Annotated in this window: 19 protein-coding genes; 12 read left to right on the forward strand and 7 right to left on the reverse strand. The window is 61.2% G+C overall.

Features of this window, described 5'->3' with window-relative positions; translation table 11 throughout:
- The first annotated feature begins 77 nt into the window (after positions 1–77).
- Genes GSR16_RS00935 through GSR16_RS00955 form a run of 5 tightly spaced genes read left to right on the forward strand, consistent with a single transcriptional unit; the run spans position 78 to position 2,943 of the window.
- Positions 78–641 (forward strand): GspH/FimT family pseudopilin, encoded by a 564-nt coding sequence (locus GSR16_RS00935; protein ID WP_159874722.1) that lies wholly within the window; start codon positions 78–80, stop codon positions 639–641.
- A complete protein-coding gene (locus GSR16_RS00940; protein WP_159874723.1) occupies positions 634–1,053 on the forward strand; it encodes a type IV pilus modification PilV family protein in 420 nt (139 codons plus the stop codon). The genes GSR16_RS00935 and GSR16_RS00940 overlap by 8 nt, the downstream gene beginning before the upstream one ends.
- Before the next feature lie 5 nt (positions 1,054–1,058).
- Positions 1,059–1,838, forward strand: a complete 780-nt coding sequence (locus tag GSR16_RS00945; RefSeq protein ID WP_159874724.1) for a PilW family protein — start codon at positions 1,059–1,061, stop codon at positions 1,836–1,838.
- Positions 1,832–2,521 (forward strand): pilus assembly PilX family protein, encoded by a 690-nt coding sequence (locus GSR16_RS00950; protein ID WP_159874725.1) that lies wholly within the window; start codon positions 1,832–1,834, stop codon positions 2,519–2,521. Before GSR16_RS00945 ends, GSR16_RS00950 begins: the two co-directional genes overlap by 7 nt.
- A gap of 11 nt (positions 2,522–2,532) precedes the next feature.
- Complete coding sequence (locus GSR16_RS00955) at positions 2,533–2,943, forward strand: type IV pilin protein (RefSeq protein WP_159874726.1); 411 nt, start codon at positions 2,533–2,535, stop codon at positions 2,941–2,943.
- Positions 2,944–2,992: 49 nt separating this feature from the next.
- On the opposite strand, the gene GSR16_RS00960 is transcribed toward GSR16_RS00955, so the two are convergent.
- The 5 genes from GSR16_RS00960 to arsC all read right to left on the reverse strand — a co-directional run bounded on the left by GSR16_RS00960 (position 2,993) and on the right by arsC (position 8,315).
- Positions 2,993–4,528, reverse strand: coding sequence for a DHA2 family efflux MFS transporter permease subunit (locus GSR16_RS00960; protein ID WP_159874727.1), 1,536 nt, complete (start codon positions 4,526–4,528; stop codon positions 2,993–2,995).
- A 61-nt stretch (positions 4,529–4,589) separates the two neighbouring features.
- Positions 4,590–5,735, reverse strand: a complete 1,146-nt coding sequence (locus GSR16_RS00965; RefSeq protein ID WP_159874728.1) for an HlyD/EmrA/EmrK family protein — start codon at positions 5,733–5,735, stop codon at positions 4,590–4,592.
- An 11-nt stretch (positions 5,736–5,746) separates the two neighbouring features.
- Positions 5,747–7,174: an efflux transporter outer membrane subunit gene (locus GSR16_RS00970; protein WP_240902569.1), complete on the reverse strand. Its 1,428-nt coding sequence runs from the start codon at positions 7,172–7,174 to the stop codon at positions 5,747–5,749.
- A gap of 97 nt (positions 7,175–7,271) precedes the next feature.
- Positions 7,272–7,766 carry a MarR family transcriptional regulator gene (locus GSR16_RS00975; RefSeq protein WP_159874729.1) on the reverse strand — a complete coding sequence of 165 codons (495 nt, stop codon included), beginning with the start codon at positions 7,764–7,766 and terminating at the stop codon, positions 7,272–7,274.
- A 198-nt stretch (positions 7,767–7,964) separates the two neighbouring features.
- Positions 7,965–8,315, reverse strand: a complete 351-nt coding sequence (gene arsC, locus GSR16_RS00980; RefSeq protein ID WP_159874730.1) for an arsenate reductase (glutaredoxin) — start codon at positions 8,313–8,315, stop codon at positions 7,965–7,967.
- Positions 8,316–8,592: 277 nt separating this feature from the next.
- Here arsC and GSR16_RS00985 point away from each other — a divergent pair, with 277 nt between their 5' ends.
- The 5 genes from GSR16_RS00985 (at position 8,593) to GSR16_RS01005 (ending at position 13,308) form a co-directional block, all read left to right on the forward strand.
- A complete protein-coding gene (locus GSR16_RS00985; RefSeq protein WP_159874731.1) occupies positions 8,593–9,798 on the forward strand; it encodes a multidrug effflux MFS transporter in 1,206 nt (401 codons plus the stop codon).
- A gap of 223 nt (positions 9,799–10,021) precedes the next feature.
- Positions 10,022–10,567 carry an iron transporter gene (locus GSR16_RS00990; protein ID WP_159874732.1) on the forward strand — a complete coding sequence of 182 codons (546 nt, stop codon included), beginning with the start codon at positions 10,022–10,024 and terminating at the stop codon, positions 10,565–10,567.
- Positions 10,568–10,688: 121 nt separating this feature from the next.
- Positions 10,689–11,012: a cupredoxin domain-containing protein gene (locus GSR16_RS00995; RefSeq protein WP_159874733.1), complete on the forward strand. Its 324-nt coding sequence runs from the start codon at positions 10,689–10,691 to the stop codon at positions 11,010–11,012.
- 26 nt (positions 11,013–11,038) lie between these two features.
- Positions 11,039–11,857, forward strand: coding sequence for an FTR1 family iron permease (locus GSR16_RS01000; protein WP_159874734.1), 819 nt, complete (start codon positions 11,039–11,041; stop codon positions 11,855–11,857).
- The gene (locus GSR16_RS01005) at positions 11,854–13,308 is read left to right on the forward strand and encodes a 4Fe-4S binding protein (RefSeq protein WP_159874735.1); all 1,455 of its coding nucleotides are present in this window, start codon (positions 11,854–11,856) and stop codon (positions 13,306–13,308) included. The genes GSR16_RS01000 and GSR16_RS01005 overlap by 4 nt, the downstream gene beginning before the upstream one ends.
- A 264-nt stretch (positions 13,309–13,572) precedes the next feature.
- Here the strand turns inward: GSR16_RS01005 and ybaK are convergent, their stop codons facing one another.
- The gene (gene ybaK, locus GSR16_RS01010) at positions 13,573–14,055 is read right to left on the reverse strand and encodes a Cys-tRNA(Pro) deacylase (RefSeq protein WP_159874736.1); all 483 of its coding nucleotides are present in this window, start codon (positions 14,053–14,055) and stop codon (positions 13,573–13,575) included.
- 117 nt (positions 14,056–14,172) lie between these two features.
- Positions 14,173–15,066: a LysR family transcriptional regulator gene (locus GSR16_RS01015; RefSeq protein ID WP_159874737.1), complete on the reverse strand. Its 894-nt coding sequence runs from the start codon at positions 15,064–15,066 to the stop codon at positions 14,173–14,175.
- Between the two features lie 158 nt (positions 15,067–15,224).
- Between GSR16_RS01015 and GSR16_RS01020 the strand changes: the two genes are divergently transcribed.
- Entirely contained in the window at positions 15,225–16,967 is a 1,743-nt protein-coding gene (locus tag GSR16_RS01020; RefSeq protein WP_276608571.1) for an acyl-CoA dehydrogenase family protein, read from the forward strand.
- The gene (locus tag GSR16_RS01025) at positions 16,964–18,157 is read left to right on the forward strand and encodes a CaiB/BaiF CoA transferase family protein (RefSeq protein ID WP_159874739.1); all 1,194 of its coding nucleotides are present in this window, start codon (positions 16,964–16,966) and stop codon (positions 18,155–18,157) included. Before GSR16_RS01020 ends, GSR16_RS01025 begins: the two co-directional genes overlap by 4 nt.
- Positions 18,158–18,167: the final 10 nt, after the last annotated feature.

Here is an 18,167-nt window from a genome sequence, read left to right on the forward strand (position 1 = left end):
AGAGCCTGCTGGCAGCCTGCCGTGGCAATCCTGGCGACCATGTGCTGTTGCTCCAGTCAATGTTCGGAGGTGGCTCCATGTTGCAAGCCAGGTCGCGTGATTGCCCGCATGCTGGTTTTACCCTGTTTGAAATATTGGTGGTGATGGTGGTCAGCATGATTCTGCTGACCCAGGGACTGCCGGCAATGCAAGGCGTGATGGCCCGTCTGCAACTGCAGGCCCGCAGCCAGTTACTGCATGCCAGCCTGATGCTGGCCCGTAGCGAGGCCATTCGTGCCAATCGCCCGGTATGGGTGTGCGCGCTTAACAGCAAGGTCAATCTGGATATTCAGGGCTGCCAGCCGGAACGCAAGACAAGCTGGCAGGACTGGAGCGAGGGCGTGCTGGTGTTTGCCGATAGCCCGGAACAGGCCCATGGCCGCTACGACAGCGGCGAGCGGCTACACCACGCGCTGTTTTCCGCCAGCACCATTCAGGTACGTGCCAGCCAGCATGTCTTTGCATTCTCGCCTGCCGGCAGGTTGATGGCTGGCCAACTGCCGTATTTCGAATTGCGCAGCAGCCAGGGGCAGTGCCACCGCTTGCAACTGCTGGCAGGCGGACGGGCGCAATGGTGTCGTCAGGAGGGTTGCTGTGCCTGAACTGCACGGAAAGCTTGATGGCTTCAGCTTGCTGGAAGTGCTGCTGACCTTGTTCATCCTGTCCTTTGCCTTGCTGCCGCTGTCCGCCATGGTGGCCAACAGCCTGCAGCAGGTGCGGGGCAGCGATGCAGCCAGCCGTCTGCTGCTGGCTGCAAGCAATCTGGCCGAGGCACGACAGCTGGAAACCGTCCGGAATGGCAAGGCAGGGCCATTGGAGGCCGTCACCACTGAGGCCTTGCAGCAGACGGTTCAAACCTTGTGGCCGGATCAATCGCCCTTGCTCGCCCTGACTTGCCGTGAGCCCGGAGGGCTTCCCGCCACGGTTGCGGCGGCTGACTGTGCTGCTCCTGCACAGTTGTGGTTGCATCTGACCCTTGCCTCCGGGCCGAGCTGGCAGTTTCCCGTGGATTAGCCCATATGAGCGTCATGCGCGGATTTTCCTTGCTGGAACTGCTGCTGAGCATGACGCTGGGCCTGCTGTTATGCGCCTTGCTGTTGCCGGTGCTGCAAGCCAGCCTGCATAGCCAGCGCTTTGCGCTGATCCAACTGGATGCCCAGCAGGAAGCCCGCTTTATCTTGCAGCAACTGGGGCGAGACATCCGCATGGCAGGGAGTTTTGGCTGTGCCGGTCCGGCCCAGTGGCCCGCCGGGCAGGAGCCTGCCATGCCATTGCCAGACAGCAACAGCCTGGCGCTGCGCTATGCCGATGCGGGAGTGGCTGTCATGCCCGTTGTTGCCGAGGCGGGCAGGCCTGCGTTGCGCCTGCTGCAAGCACCTCCGCCATGGATGCCGGGACAAGCCCTGTTATTGAGCAGTTGTCACCATATCGACCGGCTGGTGCTGGGGGAGCAAGCCTGGCTGGAAACAGAGGGCGAAACGGTATGGCTGCGGCTGCCGCCACATCACCCGGTATGGCAAAACCTGAAATTCCATCACCTGTTGTCGCTGGAGCTGCAGCCCTTACGCCAGCTGCGCTATGACTGGCAGTCACCCGGCAGCCTGTGGTGGCAACAGGATAATGACCCGCCACAGCGCCTGAGCGATGACCTTGCCGGCCTGACAGTGCAGGCGAGGCCAGCAACTGACTGTGCCAACGGGCTGCGACGCTGGTGGTGGACGGTACAACTGACCATGCAAGGTGGCAGCTTGCCCGCATACCAGATGCAGCTGGCCAGCCGCATGGGGGCGGCATGCTGAACCGGAACCATCTGAAGCAGCGTGGTGTGGTGCTGCTGACGGCCTTGTTGTGGCTGATGCTGCTGACCGTTGTCACACTCGGCGTCGGGCGCTTGTTGCGTGATGAACAGCGCATAGGCAGCAATCTGGATGATGCACAGCTGGCCTTCCGTCTGGCAGAAACTGCCTTGCAAGCGGGGGAGGCGGCCTTGCCAAGGCTGCCGCAACTGGCACGGTTGGGCGCAATGCCGGCGGTGGAACTGAATGGGCCGACTTCTCCCTTTACCCTGACGTGCCGCCAGCCGCGCAATCCGCCGCCCTGGCAGCAGGGTTTGTGTCTGTCCGCTGCGTTGGCCGGGCAGGCGCATCCTGTACCGTGGCATCAGCGAGATAGCACCGGAGTGGAGCTGCTCCATCCCTGTGGCGCAGCCCAGCGCGTGACATTGCAGCCGGTATCCAGTGGCAATTACTGCCCCGGCGTGACACCCGGGCCATGGTATTGGGCAGATCCGCATTATCTGATCGAGTTGCTTGACCCGCGTTATCCCTCCCCTGATGGGCGCGGGCTGTTATTCCGCGTCACCGCGCGTGGCTGGGGCAAGCAGGCCGGCAGCGTGGTCACGCTGCAAAGCCATGTGCTGCTGGAGCCTGTAGGTAGCACTGGCCGCCGGCTGCAGCGGCTGTCATGGCGGGTGCTGCAATGAAGCCAGGACGCATGGGAGGCTTCAGTTTGATCGAACTGTTGACGGCGCTGGCCTTGCTGTCATTGCTGCTGGGCCTGGCGGTGCCACCGTTGCGTGGCCATGTGGTGAAAGTTCGTCAGGCCGAGGCGCGTGTGGCCTTGCTGCAGGCCAGCCATTTCATGGCGCAATGGCGTAGCCAGCATGGGCGCTACACCCAGGGCTCTGGTAGCTGGCCGGTGCTGCCGGTCAGCGAAACCACACATTACCAGTTGGTTTTTGGTGCACAGGACGGCAATGCCCGCAACGACAGCTTTCAGCTGCGCGCCATACCCAAAGCGGGTCATGTATGGCTGGGGGAGGACGTGCTGGTGCTGGATCAGGACGGCAATATCAGGCTGTGCGCCAACAATGCCGAAGGGAAACTACGCTGCCGGGTGGATTAGCCGGTTTTGTATGGGCGCACGAAAAAGCCCGCTGGCGCGGGCTTCAGGCTTAATGCGCGCCGCTGTCGGCCGCACCGCTGGAGGTGAACGGTGGCCGGGCAAACCACACCAGGGCAATCAGGGCGACAAACATGATGCCGAACAGCCAGAACACCTCGTTGACACCAATCAGTGAGCCCTGACGGGTAATTTGCAAGGCGGTGTAGGCCTGCTGCTGGCTGGTGGACATGCCGGTACTCTCCAGCAGGCGGAACCACATCAGGCTGGCCTGATCGTACAGCGTCACATGCTGGGTGAGCTGGGCGTGGTGCAGGGCTTCGCGCCGGTCCCACAGCGTGGTGGTGATGGAGGTGCCGATACTGCCGGCCAGGATGCGCAGGAAGTTGGACAGGCTGGAGGCGCTGGCAATCTGGTTCGGGCGCAGGCCGGACAGGGTGATGGTGGTCAGTGGCATGAAGAAGCAGGCCACGCCAATACCCTGGATGAACTGCGGCCACACCACATAGGCAAAGTTCATCTCCACGTTGAAGGTGCTGCGCCAGAAGAAGCACAGCGCATACACGCTGAAGCTGATGGTGACCAGCCAGCGCATGTCCAGCCGGTGTGCATTCTTGCCGATGATGGGCGACAGGAAAACCGGCAGGATGCCGATGGGCGCAGCGGCAAGGCCGGCCCAGGTGGCGGTGTAGCCCATCTGGGTTTGCAGCATCAAGGGCAGCAGCACCACCGCGCCGAAATACAGCATGAAGCCCAGGCTGATGGCCACGGTGCCCACGGTGAAATTGCGTTTGGCAAACAGGGTGAGGTCGACAATGGGGTGTTCTTCACCCAGCTCCCAGATCACCAGATAAATCAGCGATACGGCCGAGACAATGGCCAGCACCACGATTTCGGTGGAGTTGAACCAGTCCAGTTCCTTGCCGCGGTCCAGCATCATTTGCAGCGCGCCCACGCCCACCACCAGCAGGGCCAGGCCCAGCTTGTCGATGGGCAGATCGATGATGTCGGTCTCGCGCTCCTTGAGGATTTTCCAGCTGATGAAGGCTGCGCCCAGTCCCACCGGCACGTTGATGAAGAAGATCCAGCCCCAGTGCCAGTTGTCACTAATGACGCCGCCGAGGATCGGGCCGAACACCGGTGCCACAATCACCGTCATCGCCCATAGCGCCAGCGCCAGGCCCTTCTTGGCGGGTGGATAGCAAGACATCAGCAGGCTTTGCGATAGCGGAATCATCGGCCCGGCCACCGCGCCTTGCAGCACGCGGAACAGGATGAGCATTTCCAGGCTGTTGGCCATGCCGCACATCCAGGATGTCAGCACGAACAGCAGGGTGGAGATGGTAAACAGTTTCACTTCGCCAATCTGCTTGGCCAGCCAGCCAGTCAGTGGTACCGCGATGGCATTGGCCACGCCAAACGAGGTAATCACCCAGGTGCCCTGGCTGGTGGCTGCCCCAAGGTTGCCGGAAATGGTGGGCAGCGCGACGTTGGCAATGGTGGTGTCCAGTACCTGCATGAACACCGACATCGACAGCGCCAGCGTGATCCACACCAGGCGCGAGCCGGTCAGTGGTGGATGTTGCATGAAGAGATCCTTGCTGCGGTATCCGCGGCCCTGGCTGTGCCAGGACCGCGTGTTGCCGGGATTACTGGGCGTTGGCAGCCAGCAGGCTGGCGACCAGATCGTCGGCCTGTTTCAGGTCCGGCGTGAGGGCACGGGTTTCCTGCACCGGGTTGTTACGCGCACTCTGGGCCAGGGTAGGACCGTCCTGCTTGCTGGTGTCCACCACCGCATCCACCGACAGGCCGACGCGCAGCGGGTGATCCTGCAGCTGCTTCGCGTCCAACTGGATGCGTACCGGCACGCGCTGCACTACCTTGATCCAGTTGCCGGTGGCGTTTTGTGCCGGCAGCAGCGAGAAGGCACTGCCAGTACCAGCCGACAGGCCTTGCACCTTGCCGTGGTAGCTGACCTTGCTGCCGTACACGTCGGCGGTCAGTTCCACGTCCTGGCCGATGCGGATCTTGGCCAGCTGTACTTCCTTGAAGTTGGCATCCACCCATACGCTGTCCAGCGGAACCACCACCATCAGCGGGGTGCCGGTGGCCACGCGCTGGCCTACCTGCACATTGCGGCGGGCCACATAGCCGGATACCGGTGCCTTCACCTCGGTGCGCTGCAGCGCCAGCCAGGCTTCCTTCAGCTTGCTGGCGGCACGTTGCACATTAGGCTGCTTGGCCAGCACATCCTTGCCGACCAGTGCATTGGTGGCCTTGGCCTGTTCGCGGGCGGCATCCAGTGCTGCCTGGGCGGTCTTTACCGCATCGCGGGCGTGGCCCAGTTCCTCGGCCGACATGGCGTCGGTACCGGCCAGGGTTTCGCGGCGCTTGAGGTCGGACTGGGCTTTACCCAGCTCGGCCTCGCGCTGTGCTGCCTGGGCGGCCAGTTGCTGGGTGCTGGTCATCAGCTGGCGGGTTTCGCGCACGGTTTGCACGAATTCATTGCGGGCGCGTTCAAACGCCAGCTTGGCATCGCTGTTGTCAAACGCCACCACGGTCTGGCCGCTGTTGACACGGTCGGTGTCCTCGGCACTGATTTTTACCACCGTACCGGCAACTTCCGGGGTGAGCTGTACCATGTGGCCGGCCACATAGGCGTCGTCAGTGCTTTCCTGATGGCTGAGCACCAGACCCCAGTAAACACCGTAGCCGATGGCCAGGGCGGCAATGATGCCAGTGGCGACAAAAAGATTGCGTTTGCGGCTTTTTGCCGTCTCGATCTGCTTATCCATGATGGGTGTCCTTAACGGGCTTGTTGGGTGGTTTCACTGGTGGCGAAACCCCCGCCCAGTGCGGTATTCAGCGTGGCCCAGGCCATGCGGTTGGCGGCGGTGGCGTCAATCTTGCCAGCTTGCTGGTTCAGGTCGGCATCCTGTGCCTGTAGTACCGCCAGCTTGTCGACCAGCCCAGCCTTGAAACGCAGCACGGTGCTGTCGGATGCCTTGCGGCTCAACTGTGTGGCCTGGTGGGCGTCAGACAGCTGGCCGGCGGTTTTTTGCCAGGTGGACAGGCTGTCGGCGGCATCGCGCAGGGCATCCAGCACGGTTTGGTTGTAGTTTTCCACCGCCATGTCATAGCGTGCGCGGGTGGAAGCCAGATTGGCCTGCAAGGCGCCGGAGGTGAAGATCGGCAGGTGGATGGCCGGTGCGATGCCGACTACCTTGGAACCGGCCTTGAACAGGTCCGATGTTTCCAGTGCGGACTGGCCGGCAAAGGCAGTCAGCGACACATTGGGGTAGAACTCGGCACGGGCGGCCTTGACCGACTCATTCATCGCTTCCACGCGGGCGCGCTGGGCGGTGATGTCCGGGCGCTGGCCCAGGATATCCAGCGTCAGGGCTGCGTCCGGCATGGCCGGGGCGGGCTTGAGTGCCGCCGGTTTCAGGCTGTCCAGCGCGTGCGGTGGCTGGCCGGTGAGTGCGGCCAGCGCGTGGCGGGCATGGTCGGCTTGATCGGCCAGCACGCTGTCTTGCTGGCTGAGCTGTTTCAGGCGGATTTCTGCCTGACGCAGGCTGTCTCCCGGCAGCAGGCCAGCATTGACGCGGGCCTGGGTCAGCGCCAGCTGACTCTGGGCCAGTTGCTGGCGCGCTTTTAGCAACTGGGCCTGGGCCAGGATGCGTTGCAGACCGGTGTACTGGGCAATCACTGCCTGGGTGATCACCAGCCTAGCCTGCTGGCCTTCCAGCGCGATGGCCTGCTGGTTGCCGATGGCCGCCTTCACCGCCGCGCGGTTCTTGCCCCAGAAGTCGATTTCCCAACTGGCGCTCAGCGACAGGGTGTAGACATCATAATAATTACCGCCGATGGGCGAGGGCAGCAGGCCGTACAGCGAGTAGCGCTCGCGGTCTACGCCGGCATTGGCTTGTACTTGCAGGCCGTCCTTGCTTTCGGTCATGCCGATGGCGCTGCGTGCTTCACGCAGGCGGGCATCGGCCAGTTTCAGGCTGGGAGATTGTTGCAGGGCGGTACTGATCAGCTGGTCCAGCGCCGGGTCTGCCAGTTGCTGCCACCAGCCCTGACGTACCTGGGCGGCTGCATGGCTATCCAGTTGCAGCTGGCTTGCCGTCAGCGGTTTGGCGGGCGCGGTTTCGTCACCGAAACTGGCGCAACCACCCAGCATGGCGGTCAACATCAGCACGCCAGCTGTCTGCTGCCAATTGGGTTTATTCACCTTGTGGGTCTCCGGATTCCATCGTGATGGTTGATCGTGTGATAGTCACTTACGTTATTATCTGGCGGTGCGCGGCCTTGTCAGGCCTGCTCCGGGTCTAGCCGCCCAGTTTTGCCAGCAGCTTGCGCATCATCTTTTCCATCAGCTGCATTTCCTCGGCATCAAAGTCCTGCCACAGCGCACGGTGACTGGCACGGGATACCGGCAGCAGTTTTTCCACCAGCGCCAGTCCGGCATCGGTCAGCTCCAGGCGGATCTTGCGTCGGTCTTCGGCGCAGGGAATGCGCGTGGCCCAGCCATTGCGTACCAGTTCGTCGACAATCCGTGTGGCATTGGTGCGCGAGGAGTCCAGCGTGTCGCTGATGTCTGACGGAAACAGGGTTTGCTGCGGGCAGGCATACATGGCCAGCAGCGACATCCACAACGACTCGTTCAAGCCGTACTCCTTCATGTCTTCATTCAGATGACAGGTCAGGCGCGGCAGGATGTGGTAGTACAGCCGGGTGAGGATGACTTCCTGGCGCGGTACGCCGGGGAAGCGGCTTTCGATGCGATCGATTGCCTGTTCCAGATGATGGAATGATTTGTTCATGCGTCATTTTAGTAACGTGCGTTACTATTTTTCAAGTGATTATTTGCATGAAAGTAATTTCTGGATGATCGGATTGTCGCGTGTTCACGACAGGGTGGCTGTGGAGCCAAAGCAAACGCCAGGCTTGGCCTGGCGTTGAGTAGGGGATGTGGGTGCATGTGCTACCGGTTGATGATGGCGGTACCGCTGGCTGTGACTTCAGTGTTGCAGCAGCGCCAGTACCTTCTCTGGCGGGCGGCCCAGTACGGCCTTGTCCTCGCTGACGGCAATCGGGCGCTCGATCAGCATGGGATTGTCCACCATGGTTTCGATCAGCGAATCGCGCTCCAGCGTGATGTCGTCCAGGCAGAGGGTTTCATATTCCTCTTCCTTGGTACGCAGCAGATCACGCGGCTCCAGTTGCAGCAGGGTCAGGATGTGGTCCAGTTCGGCGGCGGTGGGCGGGTGTTTCAGGTATTCGATCACCTCGACCTCGGCACCGGCTTCTTGCAGCAAGGCCAGTGCTTCGCGCGATTTGGAACAGCGCGGGTTATGGTATAGACGGATCATGGAGGGTCTCCCTTGTGGTTTTGGTGGGGCGGGAAGAGGGTCTGCCGCGCCTGCCCTCCGGGTGGGCACAACGGGTGTGCCAGCAGTCAGCCGGGCAGGACAGTGACTTCCATCTTAGACAGAAAACTTTTTCTTTGTGTAGCTGCAATGCCATGCTGGCCTGCAACATTTCTGCGGCGCGCATTCTCGCTCAGACCGCGGCATGCGCCAAGGGTTTGGCTTTTGCGGCGACGGAACGGTAACATGTGCCGCCCCCACCGCCCTTGATCGGATTCTCATGTCGCATTCTGCACGCAGCCACTTCGGTCTGGCCCTGTTGCTGGCGGCCCTGTCCACGCTGGGCCCCTTCTCGATCGATACCTTTCTGCCGGCCATGCAGGCCATTGGCCATACGCTGTCTGCCTCTCCCTTGCAGATGCAGCAGGCGCTGACGGTATACCTGTTGTGCTATGCGGTGATGATGTTGTGGCATGGTTCGATTTCTGATGCTATCGGTCGCCGACCGGTGGTGCTGGTCACTACTTTGCTGTTCAGCCTGGCCTCGCTGGGCTGTGCGCTGGCACCGTCGCTGGGCTGGCTGCTGTTGTTCCGTGGGCTACAGGGTTTGTGCGGCGGTGCCGGGCTGGTGGTGGGCCGGGCGATCATCCGCGACAAGCTGGACGGGGCGGAGGCACAGCGGCTGATGTCGCAGGTGACCATGTTGTTTTCGCTGTCGCCAGCGATTGCCCCGGTGGTGGGCGGCTGGCTGTTTGGTGCCTTTGGCTGGCATTCCATTTTTGTCTTCATGGCGCTGGTGGGCTTGCTGCTGTTTGTGATGAGCTGGTTTGCACTGGATGAAACCCATCATGCTCATCTGCGTACCCCCTTGGCCTGGCGCTCCTTGCTGCGCAATTATCTGGAGGTGCTGGGCAAGCGCGATTTCCAGCTGCTGGCAGCGGCGGTGTCCTGCAATTTTGCCGGCTTCTTTCTGTACATCCCGTCGGCACCGGTGTTCTTGCTGCAGCATCTGCATTTGCGGCCGGACCAGTTTCTGTGGATGTTTGGTCCGGCGGTGTCCGGCATCATGTTCGGGGCTTATCTGTCTGGCAAGATGGCCGGACGGCGCAGCGCGCGAGAGATTGTCACACTGGGTTACGTGCTGATGTTTGCCGCCGCGGGGGCAAACCTGGCCTACAACCTGGGGGTGGCGGAGGCTGCCATGCCGTGGGCGGTGCTGCCGCTGGCCTTGTACACCACCGGCATGTCGCTGGCCGCACCCTCCATTACTCTCAATCTGATGGACCAGTTTCCCGCGCTGCGCGGTACGGTGTCGTCCTTGCAGGGATTTTTGCAGACCATGCTGGGCAGTATTGTGGCCGGGGTGATTGCGCCACTGGTCTGGGGCAGTACGCTCAGCCTGGCCTGTTGCATGGCAGTGTTTCTAGTGCTGGGTTTTTGCTTTCGCACGGCCTATCGCCGGCGGCTGGCGCGTCTGCCTGCCTGAGGCTGCCGCCGGCCTCATGCCACCTTCGTTCCGGAGCGACCCTGTTGTAAATTCTGCATACTGAGTAGGGTTTTTCCGGAATTTATCAATAATTTTCCCGGATAGTGCCGGTGAGTGGATTGCGAAAGAGAATGATTCGCATATAAAATGCGAAAAATTATCATTCTCCTGCAGCTATCCGTAGCGACTCCCGCTGCCCGCTGCTTTGCATAAAGGGTAACTCATGCGCTCCACCATCAGCACCGTTTTGCTGGCTTCCGCCGCCTTGACCCTGAGCGCCGTTGCGGCGGCCAAGGAATATCCGATTGGCAAGCCGGCCATCAAGAATGGCATGGAAATTGGCGCGGTTTACCTGCAGCCGACCAAGATGGAGCCGGAAGGCATGATGCGCAAGGCGGAAGAGTCCGACGTGCATCTGGAAGCCGACATCCATGCGCTGAAGAACAACCCCAATGGTTTTGAAGAAGGTGCCTGGATGCCCTACCTGATGGTCAAGTACGAACTGACCAAGGTGGGTGGCAAGGGCAGCATCAAGGGCGACATGATGCCGATGGTGGCCAACGATGGCCCGCACTACGGCGATAACGTGAAGCTGCAAGGCCCGGGCAAGTACAAGCTGAAGCTGACCATTCTGCCGCCGTCGGAAAACCCGCACGCCCACTTTGGCCGCCATGTGGATAAGGAAACCGGCGTTGGCCCGTGGTACAAGTCCTTCGAAGTGAACTACGAGTTCACCTACGCCGGCATTGGCAAGAAGGGCGGCTACTAAGTCGCAGCGCCCGACGGCAAAGTGTAATGCGAATCTAAACGCAAACCATTCCCGTTGGAGTATCATGAGAAACAGCGCTGCCCGATTTGAGCCAGCGCTGTTTTCCATTCAGGGGTTGCAGATGAAAGTTGCGATGTTTCTGGCGGCAGCACTGCTGTCGATGTCGGCGCTGGCTGACGACATGCCCACCTACAAGCTGGAAATGAAGGACGGCGTACTTAAGCCGGCCCGCCTGCAGGTGCCGGTAAATACCAAGTTCCGCCTGGAAGTGAGCAATACCGGCAAGACGCCGGCCGAGTTTGAAAGCACCCAGCTGCGCAAGGAAAAGGTATTGGCACCGGGGGTGACTTCCTCGGTGGTGATCCTGCCGCTGGTGGCGGGCGAGTACAAGTTTTTCGATGATTTCCACATGGCAACCGCACAGGGCGTGATTGTTGCCAAGTAAGTGACACGCGCAGGAAGAAGGTAAAAATGGGTCAGGTATTGTTCATTGTCTGGCGCGAAAGCGTGGAAGCCTTGCTGGTGGTGGGCATTCTTAATGCCTGGATGAACCAGAACCCGCAAGGCCGTGCCGGTAAACCCTATTTGTGGGGTGGCGTGGCACTGGGTATTGCACTGGCGGTATTGCTGGCGGTGGCGCTGTTTTCCGCCAGTACCCTGATGGCCGGCTCGCAGGATGTGTTCCAGACCGTGATGGAGTTCATGGCCTCCGGCCTGATCGTGCAGATGGTGTTGTGGATGCGCGAACATGGCCGCACGCTGAAAAAAGAGCTGGAATCCGGCCTGGCCGATAATGCCAGCAGTGCCAACTGGTGGGGCGTTACCACGCTGGTGGCGATTGCGGTGGCGCGCGAAGGCAGCGAGACGGTAGTGTTTCTGTACGGCATGCTGGGCAGTGCCGACGGCCAGACCCTGCTCAATATGAGCGGCGCGGCGCTGATGGGCCTGGGGCTGGCTTTCCTTACCTTCTATATATTGCAACTGGGCGGCAAGGTGCTGTCCTGGCGCTTGTTCTTCCGCGTGACCGAAATCATGCTGCTGCTGCTGGGTGCGTCCTTGTTCCTGGCTGCGGTGGAAAAGCTGATTTCCATGGAAATCCTGCCCGCGCTGATCGACCCCTTGTGGGACAGCTCAGCCTTGCTGGATGACGCTACACCCGCCGGTGGGGTAGTGGCTTCGCTCACCGGTTATCGCGCCCATCCGGCGCTGATGAGCCTGCTGGCCTATCTGTCGTTCTGGGCTGGCGTGTTTGGCCTGTTCTTCTGGCGCAAGCGCCGTCAGGCCGTATGAAACCGCTTGCCGATCATCGTCGCCGGCCCGAGCTGGTGCGCCCGCTGGCTGGCGGTTGCGGCGGCCATGCGCCAGCCGGCAATGGCCGCCTGGCCGTGGTGGGCAACTGGCTGCGCGACCATGCCGGCACCCTGCGCCTGCTGCAATGGCTGGTGGTGCTGGTGTATGCGGCGCTGCTGTTGATTCCGGCCTGGCTGCCATTGCCGGGTGACAGCGCCCGCATCGTCAACAACCTCACCATCTTTGCCCAGTTCGTGTTCTGGGGCATCTGGTGGCCCTTCGTGCTGCTGTCCATGGTGCTGTTTGGCCGCCTGTGGTGCGGGGTGCTCTGCCCGGAAGGCGCGCTCAGTGAATGGGCGGCGAAGAAGGGCCTGGGCCGGCCGATTCCGCGCTGGATGCGCTGGGATGGCTGGCCTTTTGTCGCCTTTGCCCTCACCACGCTGTATGGCCAGCTGGTGAGCGTGTATCAGTATCCCAAGGCGGCGCTGCTGGTGCTGGGCGGCTCCACCGTGGCGGCCATCGCTATCGGCCTGGTGTATACCCGTGGCAAGCGCGCCTGGTGTCGCCATCTGTGCCCGGTCAACGGCGTGTTCTCGCTGTTGTCCAAGCTGGCTCCCATGCATTACAAGGTGGATGAACAGCGCTGGCAGGAGTCCGCCCGCCAGTCCGGCGTCATCCGCATTCAGGCAGTGGACTGCGCGCCGCTGCAGCCGCTGCGTCATATGCAGGGCGGCAGTGGCTGCCATATGTGCGGCCGCTGCAGTGGTCACCGCGATGCTATCAGCCTCAGCCTGCGTTCGCCGGCGGAAGAGGTGGTGAAGGTGGCGGCCAAGGAAGCCACGGTGTGGCAGACGCTGCTGATTGTTTACGGCCTGCTGGGTATTGCCATGGGCGGTTTCCACTGGACGGCCAGCCCCTGGTTTGTCGACATGAAGCAGGCGGCCGCCGAATGGCTGGTGGACCACGACATCATGTGGCCGCTGGATACCAATGCGCCGTGGTGGCTGCTCACCCATTACCCGGATCACAACGACGTGTTTTCCTGGCTGGATGGCATGGCCATCATCGCCTACATGCTGGGTACGGCGCTGGTGATCGGCAGCGGTCTGCTGCTGGCGCTGTCCTGTGCGGTGCGCCTGGCCGGCGCGTGGCGCAGCCAGCGCCTGCATCATCTGGCACAAAGCCTGATTCCGCTGGCCGGCATCGGCGTATTTCTGGGGCTGTCAGCACTGACGGTGACCCTGCTGAAGGCCGAGGGCATTGCCACCGGCTGGGCCAATGATTTGCGCTTGGGCCTGCTGCTGCTGGCCAATGTCTGGTCGTTGTGGCTGGCGGCGGGCATCGTGCGGCAATGGCAGGCCGGCTGGCGTACCTTGCCGGCGCTGGCTTGCCTGCTGGCAGGCATGGCGCTGGTGGATGCCGCCTGGGGCTTTATGTTCTGGTGGTGGTAAACCGCTAATCCCGAATATTCACCCGAATAATCAACAGGCCGCTGTGAGCGGCTTGTTGATTATTGACAAACCCCTCTCGCATCCTGAAAGAAAAGCGAGGCTCCCTTGCAGGGCAAGGGCGGGGGGATTGGGAATAGATGGAAGGCTGCGGAATAAAGCAGTTTGTCGGAAGGCCCGGCTTTGCCGGGTCCAATGCAACCGCGCCAAATAACTTTGTTTGCAGCCAAAACAGGGCGGCGTGACCGCCCTGTTTTGCGTCTGGCATCATGCCGCCGCCTGTACCAGTACCGGCTGCAACACGCGGATGACTTCCTGCGGGTCGATGCCGATCAGAAAACCGCGCTTGCCGCCATTGATATAAATGCGCGCCAGCTCGGCAATGCTGCTTTCCATATACACCGGCATCGGGTGGCGAGTGCCAAACGGGCTGGTGCCGCCCACCTGATAGCCACTGTGCTTGTCGGCGGTTTTCGGGTCGCAAGGATTGATCTTCTTTGCGCCGATCTGCTTGGCCAGCATGCCGGTGCCCACTTCGCGGTCACCATGCATCAGCACAATCAGCGGGTGCTTCTGCTCATCTTCCATGATCAGGGTTTTCACCACGCAGTGCTCGTCCACGCCCAGTTCGCGTGCCGACACGGTGGTGCCGCCCTTGTCCTCGTATTTGTACAGATGCTCGCTGTACTCCACTTTGTGTTCGCGCAGCACGCGAATGGCCTGGGTAACCGGCGCTTTTTCCTTGGACATATCCGTCTATCTGTTACGGCAAAACGGCTACTTTAGTGGCTGTGGCGGTCAACTGCAAACCGGGTGTACGGCGCTATGCCGGCGGCGTCTGGTGACTGCACCAGTTGCCGGTCAGGATCAGCGTGCGGCAGGGCGGATGCTGCACAACAGTTCTTTCCCAAGCAGCTGTATGCAGCTTTCCTGCTCTTCCTGACGACATAACAGCATGATCTGCGTTTTCAGCCTGGAGTCTGGCACGGGCCGATAACAGACCCGGTCGGTATCAATGTGCTGCAAGCCTGCCGGTAGCAGAGCCACACCCAATCCTAGCCCCACCATGGTGATGATGGACTTCCAGGTACGTGCCTGATGCAGGATGCGCGGATGAAACCCCGCCGCGGCGCATTGGGCCAGAATCTGGTGGTGAAAGTGTGGAGAGACTTCCGGCGCAAACAGGATGAAAGGTTGCTGTTGCAGTGAGGGCAGCGGGATGCATTGTTGTGCATGCAAGGGGTGCTCAAGCGGCAGGCAGCAGACAAAGTCTTCTTCCAGCATGGTCTGAGCCTGGATGGATGCGGGTAAATGGGCACCATTGGCGCAGCCAAGATCAATCTGCCGTTGTTCAATGGCTTGAATCTGTTCATGGGTACCCATTTCCTTGAGCGCAATGTCCACCCCAGGATATTGTGCGGCAAAGCGTTGTACCGCCTGCGGCAAGCCCAGATGCAACATCGAGTTGATGAATCCCAGGCGAATAAAGCCTTTTTTTCCTTGTGCATAGCTGCGTAGCATCTGCTGCAATTCATCCGCACTTTCCAGCAGGCTTCTGCATTTGATCAGCAAGGCATCACCGCATTGGGTCAGCCGCACTTCCTTGCTGTTGCGCAAGAATAATTGTACCCCTATCCGTTCTTCCAGTTTCCGAATGTCAAAACTCAAGGCCGGCTGTGAAATATGCAGCCGTTTTGCTGCCCGGCCAAAATGCAGTTCTTCAGCAACTGCAAGGAAATTGCGCAATTGTCTGAGTTCCATTGCCTTCTTTCGTGGATGACGATAACGATGATTTATCGTTCGAGAATTTAAATGTATTGGACGGTGCATTGCCATGCCAATAGCCTGTTTTCCTTCATCAATCAAGCAGTGCTATTGCTTGATCCGGGTGATGATTCTTGAGGAGAAAACAAATGGCAATGCATCAGGATGGACATGGTGGAAATAATATTCCCGATAGCAGAAATTGTAATTTCTTTGCATCGGATAAAGATCTAGGTGCCTTGCTGTCCTTGCATCTTGGTGCCGATTATTATTCCGGCATCAAAAAGCAGTTGTTTGATTTGGGTGGCAGGGTAACGGCGGAATTGGATGAGCTGGCATTGCTGGCTGATCGGAATCCCCCGGTGTTGTATCCACGGAATCGTCGTGCCGAGCCCGTGGATCATATTGAAAAGCACCCGGCCTATATCAAGCTGGAAGAGGTAGCTTATTCAGAATTGGGTTTGGCCTCGCTCAGCCATGATGGAAAAAATAACCCACCATTGCTGAAATATGCACTGACATATCTATTTGTACAGGCGGAATTTGGCCTGTGCTGCCCGGTCAGCATGACGGATTCACTCACCCGCACCTTGTGCAAGTTTGGCGAGCCAGACCTGGTGGCGCGCTATTTGCCTTTCCTCAGCACGCGGGATTTTGACCAGCTGTATCAGGGTGCCATGTTCATTACCGAGCAGCAGGCCGGTTCGGATGTCGGCCAGGTGGCCACCCGTGCGGTGTGCAGCCAGGCGGCTGACGGCAGTAAACAGTGGCAGCTATATGGCGACAAATGGTTCTGCTCCAATCCGGATGCCGAGCTGGCCATGGTGCTGGCACGCCCGGAAGGCGCTCCCGAGGGGATACACGGCTTGGGCCTGTTCCTGTTGCCCAAGCATTTGCCGGATGGCACGCGCAATGCCTACCGCATCGTGCGGCTGAAACCGAAAATGGGCACTCGCTCCATGGCCAGCGGCGAGATTGTGCTGGAAGGTGCCACGGCTTATCTGATTGGCCAGATTGGCCGTGGCTTCCAGCAAATGGCCGACATGATCAATATGTCGCGGCTGTCCAACGGGGTGAGGTCTGCCGGGCTGATGCGCCGAGCCTTGTCCGAAGCCTTGCATGTGGCCAGCCATCGCCATGCCTTTGGCCAGCGGCTGATCGATATGCCGCTGATGCAGCGCCAGTTGCTGAAGATGCTGCTGCCCACTGAGCAAGGCCGTTCCATGTTCATGCATACCGCGCAAATGCTGGGGCGGGCCGATGCCGGCGATGCCAGCGCGCAAGGCGCGGTACGGCTGTTGACGCCGCTGATCAAGTTCCGCACCTGCCGCGATGCGCGCCGGGTGACCGGGGATGCCATGGAAGTGCGTGGCGGGCTGGGTTACATCGAGGAATGGAGCGATGCCCGCATTGTGCGCGATGCCCACCTGGGCTCCATCTGGGAAGGCACCAGCAATATCGTGGCGCTGGACATCCTGCGCGCGGTCAAGCGCGCCGGGGCGCTGCCGCCCTTGCTGGCCCATGCGCTGGCCCTGCTGGACGAGGCGGGCCTGCCCGCCGCCAGTGATCAGTTGTTCCGCCGCGTATTACGTCAGGCGGCTGACAATCTGCTGCAGGTGGCCGAGCGCGGCGATGAGCAGTCCATCCGACAGGTGGGCAGCCAGTTCTATCATGTGCTGACCGCCCTGTTCATGGCCTGGGAAAGCGCCCGTCTGGCCCCGGATTACCGGCGGCTGGCCATTGCCCATCTGGTATTGCGCCACCGCGTGCTGCCGCGTGACCCGATGCAGCTGGATGCCGACGCACTGGCACCAGCGCTGGCGGCCAAATTGCTGGAAGTCCAGCCCTGCAGCCTGGGTGAAGCCATGGCCTGCCTGCCTGCCGGAGCTCAGCCATGAAGCCGGCAGCAGGGGCCTTGCACGGCGTGCGCGTGCTGGACCTGAGCCGCGTGCTGGGCGGGCCGTATTGCAGCCAGGCGCTGGCCGACCATGGCGCGGATGTCATCAAGCTGGAGCCGCCCTCCGGGGATGAAACCCGTGGCTGGGGCCCGCCCTTCCTGGGCGATACCGCCTGGTATTTCGAGGGGGTCAACCGCAACAAGCGGGCCATCTGTGTCGATCTGTCGCAGGAGGCCGGTCGCGCCATTGTGTGGCAATTGCTGGAGCAGGCCGATGTGCTGTTGGAAAACTTCAAGCCCGGCACGCTGGCGCGCTGGGGCATGGATTATGCCCGCGATCTGGCACCGCGTTTTCCGCGGCTGATTCATTGCGCCGTCACCGGTTTTGGCGCGCAAGGGCCGTTGGGGGGCTTGCCCGGCTACGATGCTGCCATCCAGGCGATGACCGGGCTGATGAGCGTCAACGGCGAGCAGGACGGGCCGCCATTGCGGGTGGGGCTGCCGGTGGTGGACATGGTGACCGGGTTGAATGCCTTGTCCGGCATCTTGCTGGCGCTGTATGAGCGGGAGCGCAGCGGGCTGGGGCAGTCGCTGGATATTGCGCTATACGATTGCGGTGTGTCGCTGCTGCATCCGCATCTGCCCAATTATTTTGGCTCCGGCAAGGCCACGGCGCGCAGTGGCAATGCCCATCCCAATATCGCGCCCTACGACAGCTACCGCACCGCCAGCGTGCCCTTGTACCTGGCGGTGGGCAATGACCGGCAATTTGCCCGGCTGTGCCAGATGCTGCAGATCGCCAGCTTGCCTGCCGACCCGCGCTTCATCGACAACCGCAGCCGTTGTGCCCACCGCCCGGAGCTCAAGCAGGCGCTGGAAGCGGCGCTCAGCCAGCACCGGGCTGAAGAACTGGCCCCGCGTCTGCTGCATGACGGGGTGCCTTGCGCGCCGGTGCAGGGAGTGGAGCAGGTGGTGGCCCATCCGCATACCGCTTACCGCCAGTTGCTGGTGGACATGGGTGACTATCGTGGCACCGCCTCGCCGATCAAGCTGTCCCGTACCCCGGCGCGCTATGACACGCTGCCTCCGGCCTTGGGCCAGCACAGCCGTGCCGTGCTGAGCGAACTGGGCTATGCGGACGCACAGCAACAAGCCTTGCTGGATGCCGGGGTGGTGATCAGCCACGACTGAGCCATTCCTG

This window comes from Aquitalea denitrificans (assembly GCF_009856625.1).
GTDB classification, from domain to species: domain Bacteria; phylum Pseudomonadota; class Gammaproteobacteria; order Burkholderiales; family Chromobacteriaceae; genus Aquitalea; species Aquitalea denitrificans.

Excerpts from the sequence above, each read along its gene's own strand:
- GSR16_RS00935 (WP_159874722.1), top strand. The coding sequence starts at position 78 with ATGTTGCAAGCCAGGTCGCGTGATTGCCCGCATGCTGGTTTTACCCTG.
- GSR16_RS00945 (WP_159874724.1), top strand. The coding sequence starts at position 1,059 with ATGAGCGTCATGCGCGGATTTTCCTTGCTGGAACTGCTGCTGAGCATG.
- GSR16_RS00950 (WP_159874725.1), top strand. The coding sequence starts at position 1,832 with ATGCTGAACCGGAACCATCTGAAGCAGCGTGGTGTGGTGCTGCTGACG.
- GSR16_RS00955 (WP_159874726.1), top strand. The coding sequence starts at position 2,533 with ATGGGAGGCTTCAGTTTGATCGAACTGTTGACGGCGCTGGCCTTGCTG.
- GSR16_RS00960 (WP_159874727.1), bottom strand. The coding sequence starts at position 4,528 with ATGCAACATCCACCACTGACCGGCTCGCGCCTGGTGTGGATCACGCTG.
- GSR16_RS00965 (WP_159874728.1), bottom strand. The coding sequence starts at position 5,735 with ATGGATAAGCAGATCGAGACGGCAAAAAGCCGCAAACGCAATCTTTTT.
- GSR16_RS00975 (WP_159874729.1), bottom strand. The coding sequence starts at position 7,766 with ATGAACAAATCATTCCATCATCTGGAACAGGCAATCGATCGCATCGAA.
- arsC (WP_159874730.1), bottom strand. The coding sequence starts at position 8,315 with ATGATCCGTCTATACCATAACCCGCGCTGTTCCAAATCGCGCGAAGCA.
- GSR16_RS00985 (WP_159874731.1), top strand. The coding sequence starts at position 8,593 with ATGTCGCATTCTGCACGCAGCCACTTCGGTCTGGCCCTGTTGCTGGCG.
- GSR16_RS00990 (WP_159874732.1), top strand. The coding sequence starts at position 10,022 with ATGCGCTCCACCATCAGCACCGTTTTGCTGGCTTCCGCCGCCTTGACC.
- GSR16_RS00995 (WP_159874733.1), top strand. The coding sequence starts at position 10,689 with ATGAAAGTTGCGATGTTTCTGGCGGCAGCACTGCTGTCGATGTCGGCG.
- GSR16_RS01000 (WP_159874734.1), top strand. The coding sequence starts at position 11,039 with ATGGGTCAGGTATTGTTCATTGTCTGGCGCGAAAGCGTGGAAGCCTTG.
- GSR16_RS01005 (WP_159874735.1), top strand. The coding sequence starts at position 11,854 with ATGAAACCGCTTGCCGATCATCGTCGCCGGCCCGAGCTGGTGCGCCCG.
- ybaK (WP_159874736.1), bottom strand. The coding sequence starts at position 14,055 with ATGTCCAAGGAAAAAGCGCCGGTTACCCAGGCCATTCGCGTGCTGCGC.
- GSR16_RS01015 (WP_159874737.1), bottom strand. The coding sequence starts at position 15,066 with ATGGAACTCAGACAATTGCGCAATTTCCTTGCAGTTGCTGAAGAACTG.
- GSR16_RS01020 (WP_276608571.1), top strand. The coding sequence starts at position 15,225 with ATGCATCAGGATGGACATGGTGGAAATAATATTCCCGATAGCAGAAAT.
- GSR16_RS01025 (WP_159874739.1), top strand. The coding sequence starts at position 16,964 with ATGAAGCCGGCAGCAGGGGCCTTGCACGGCGTGCGCGTGCTGGACCTG.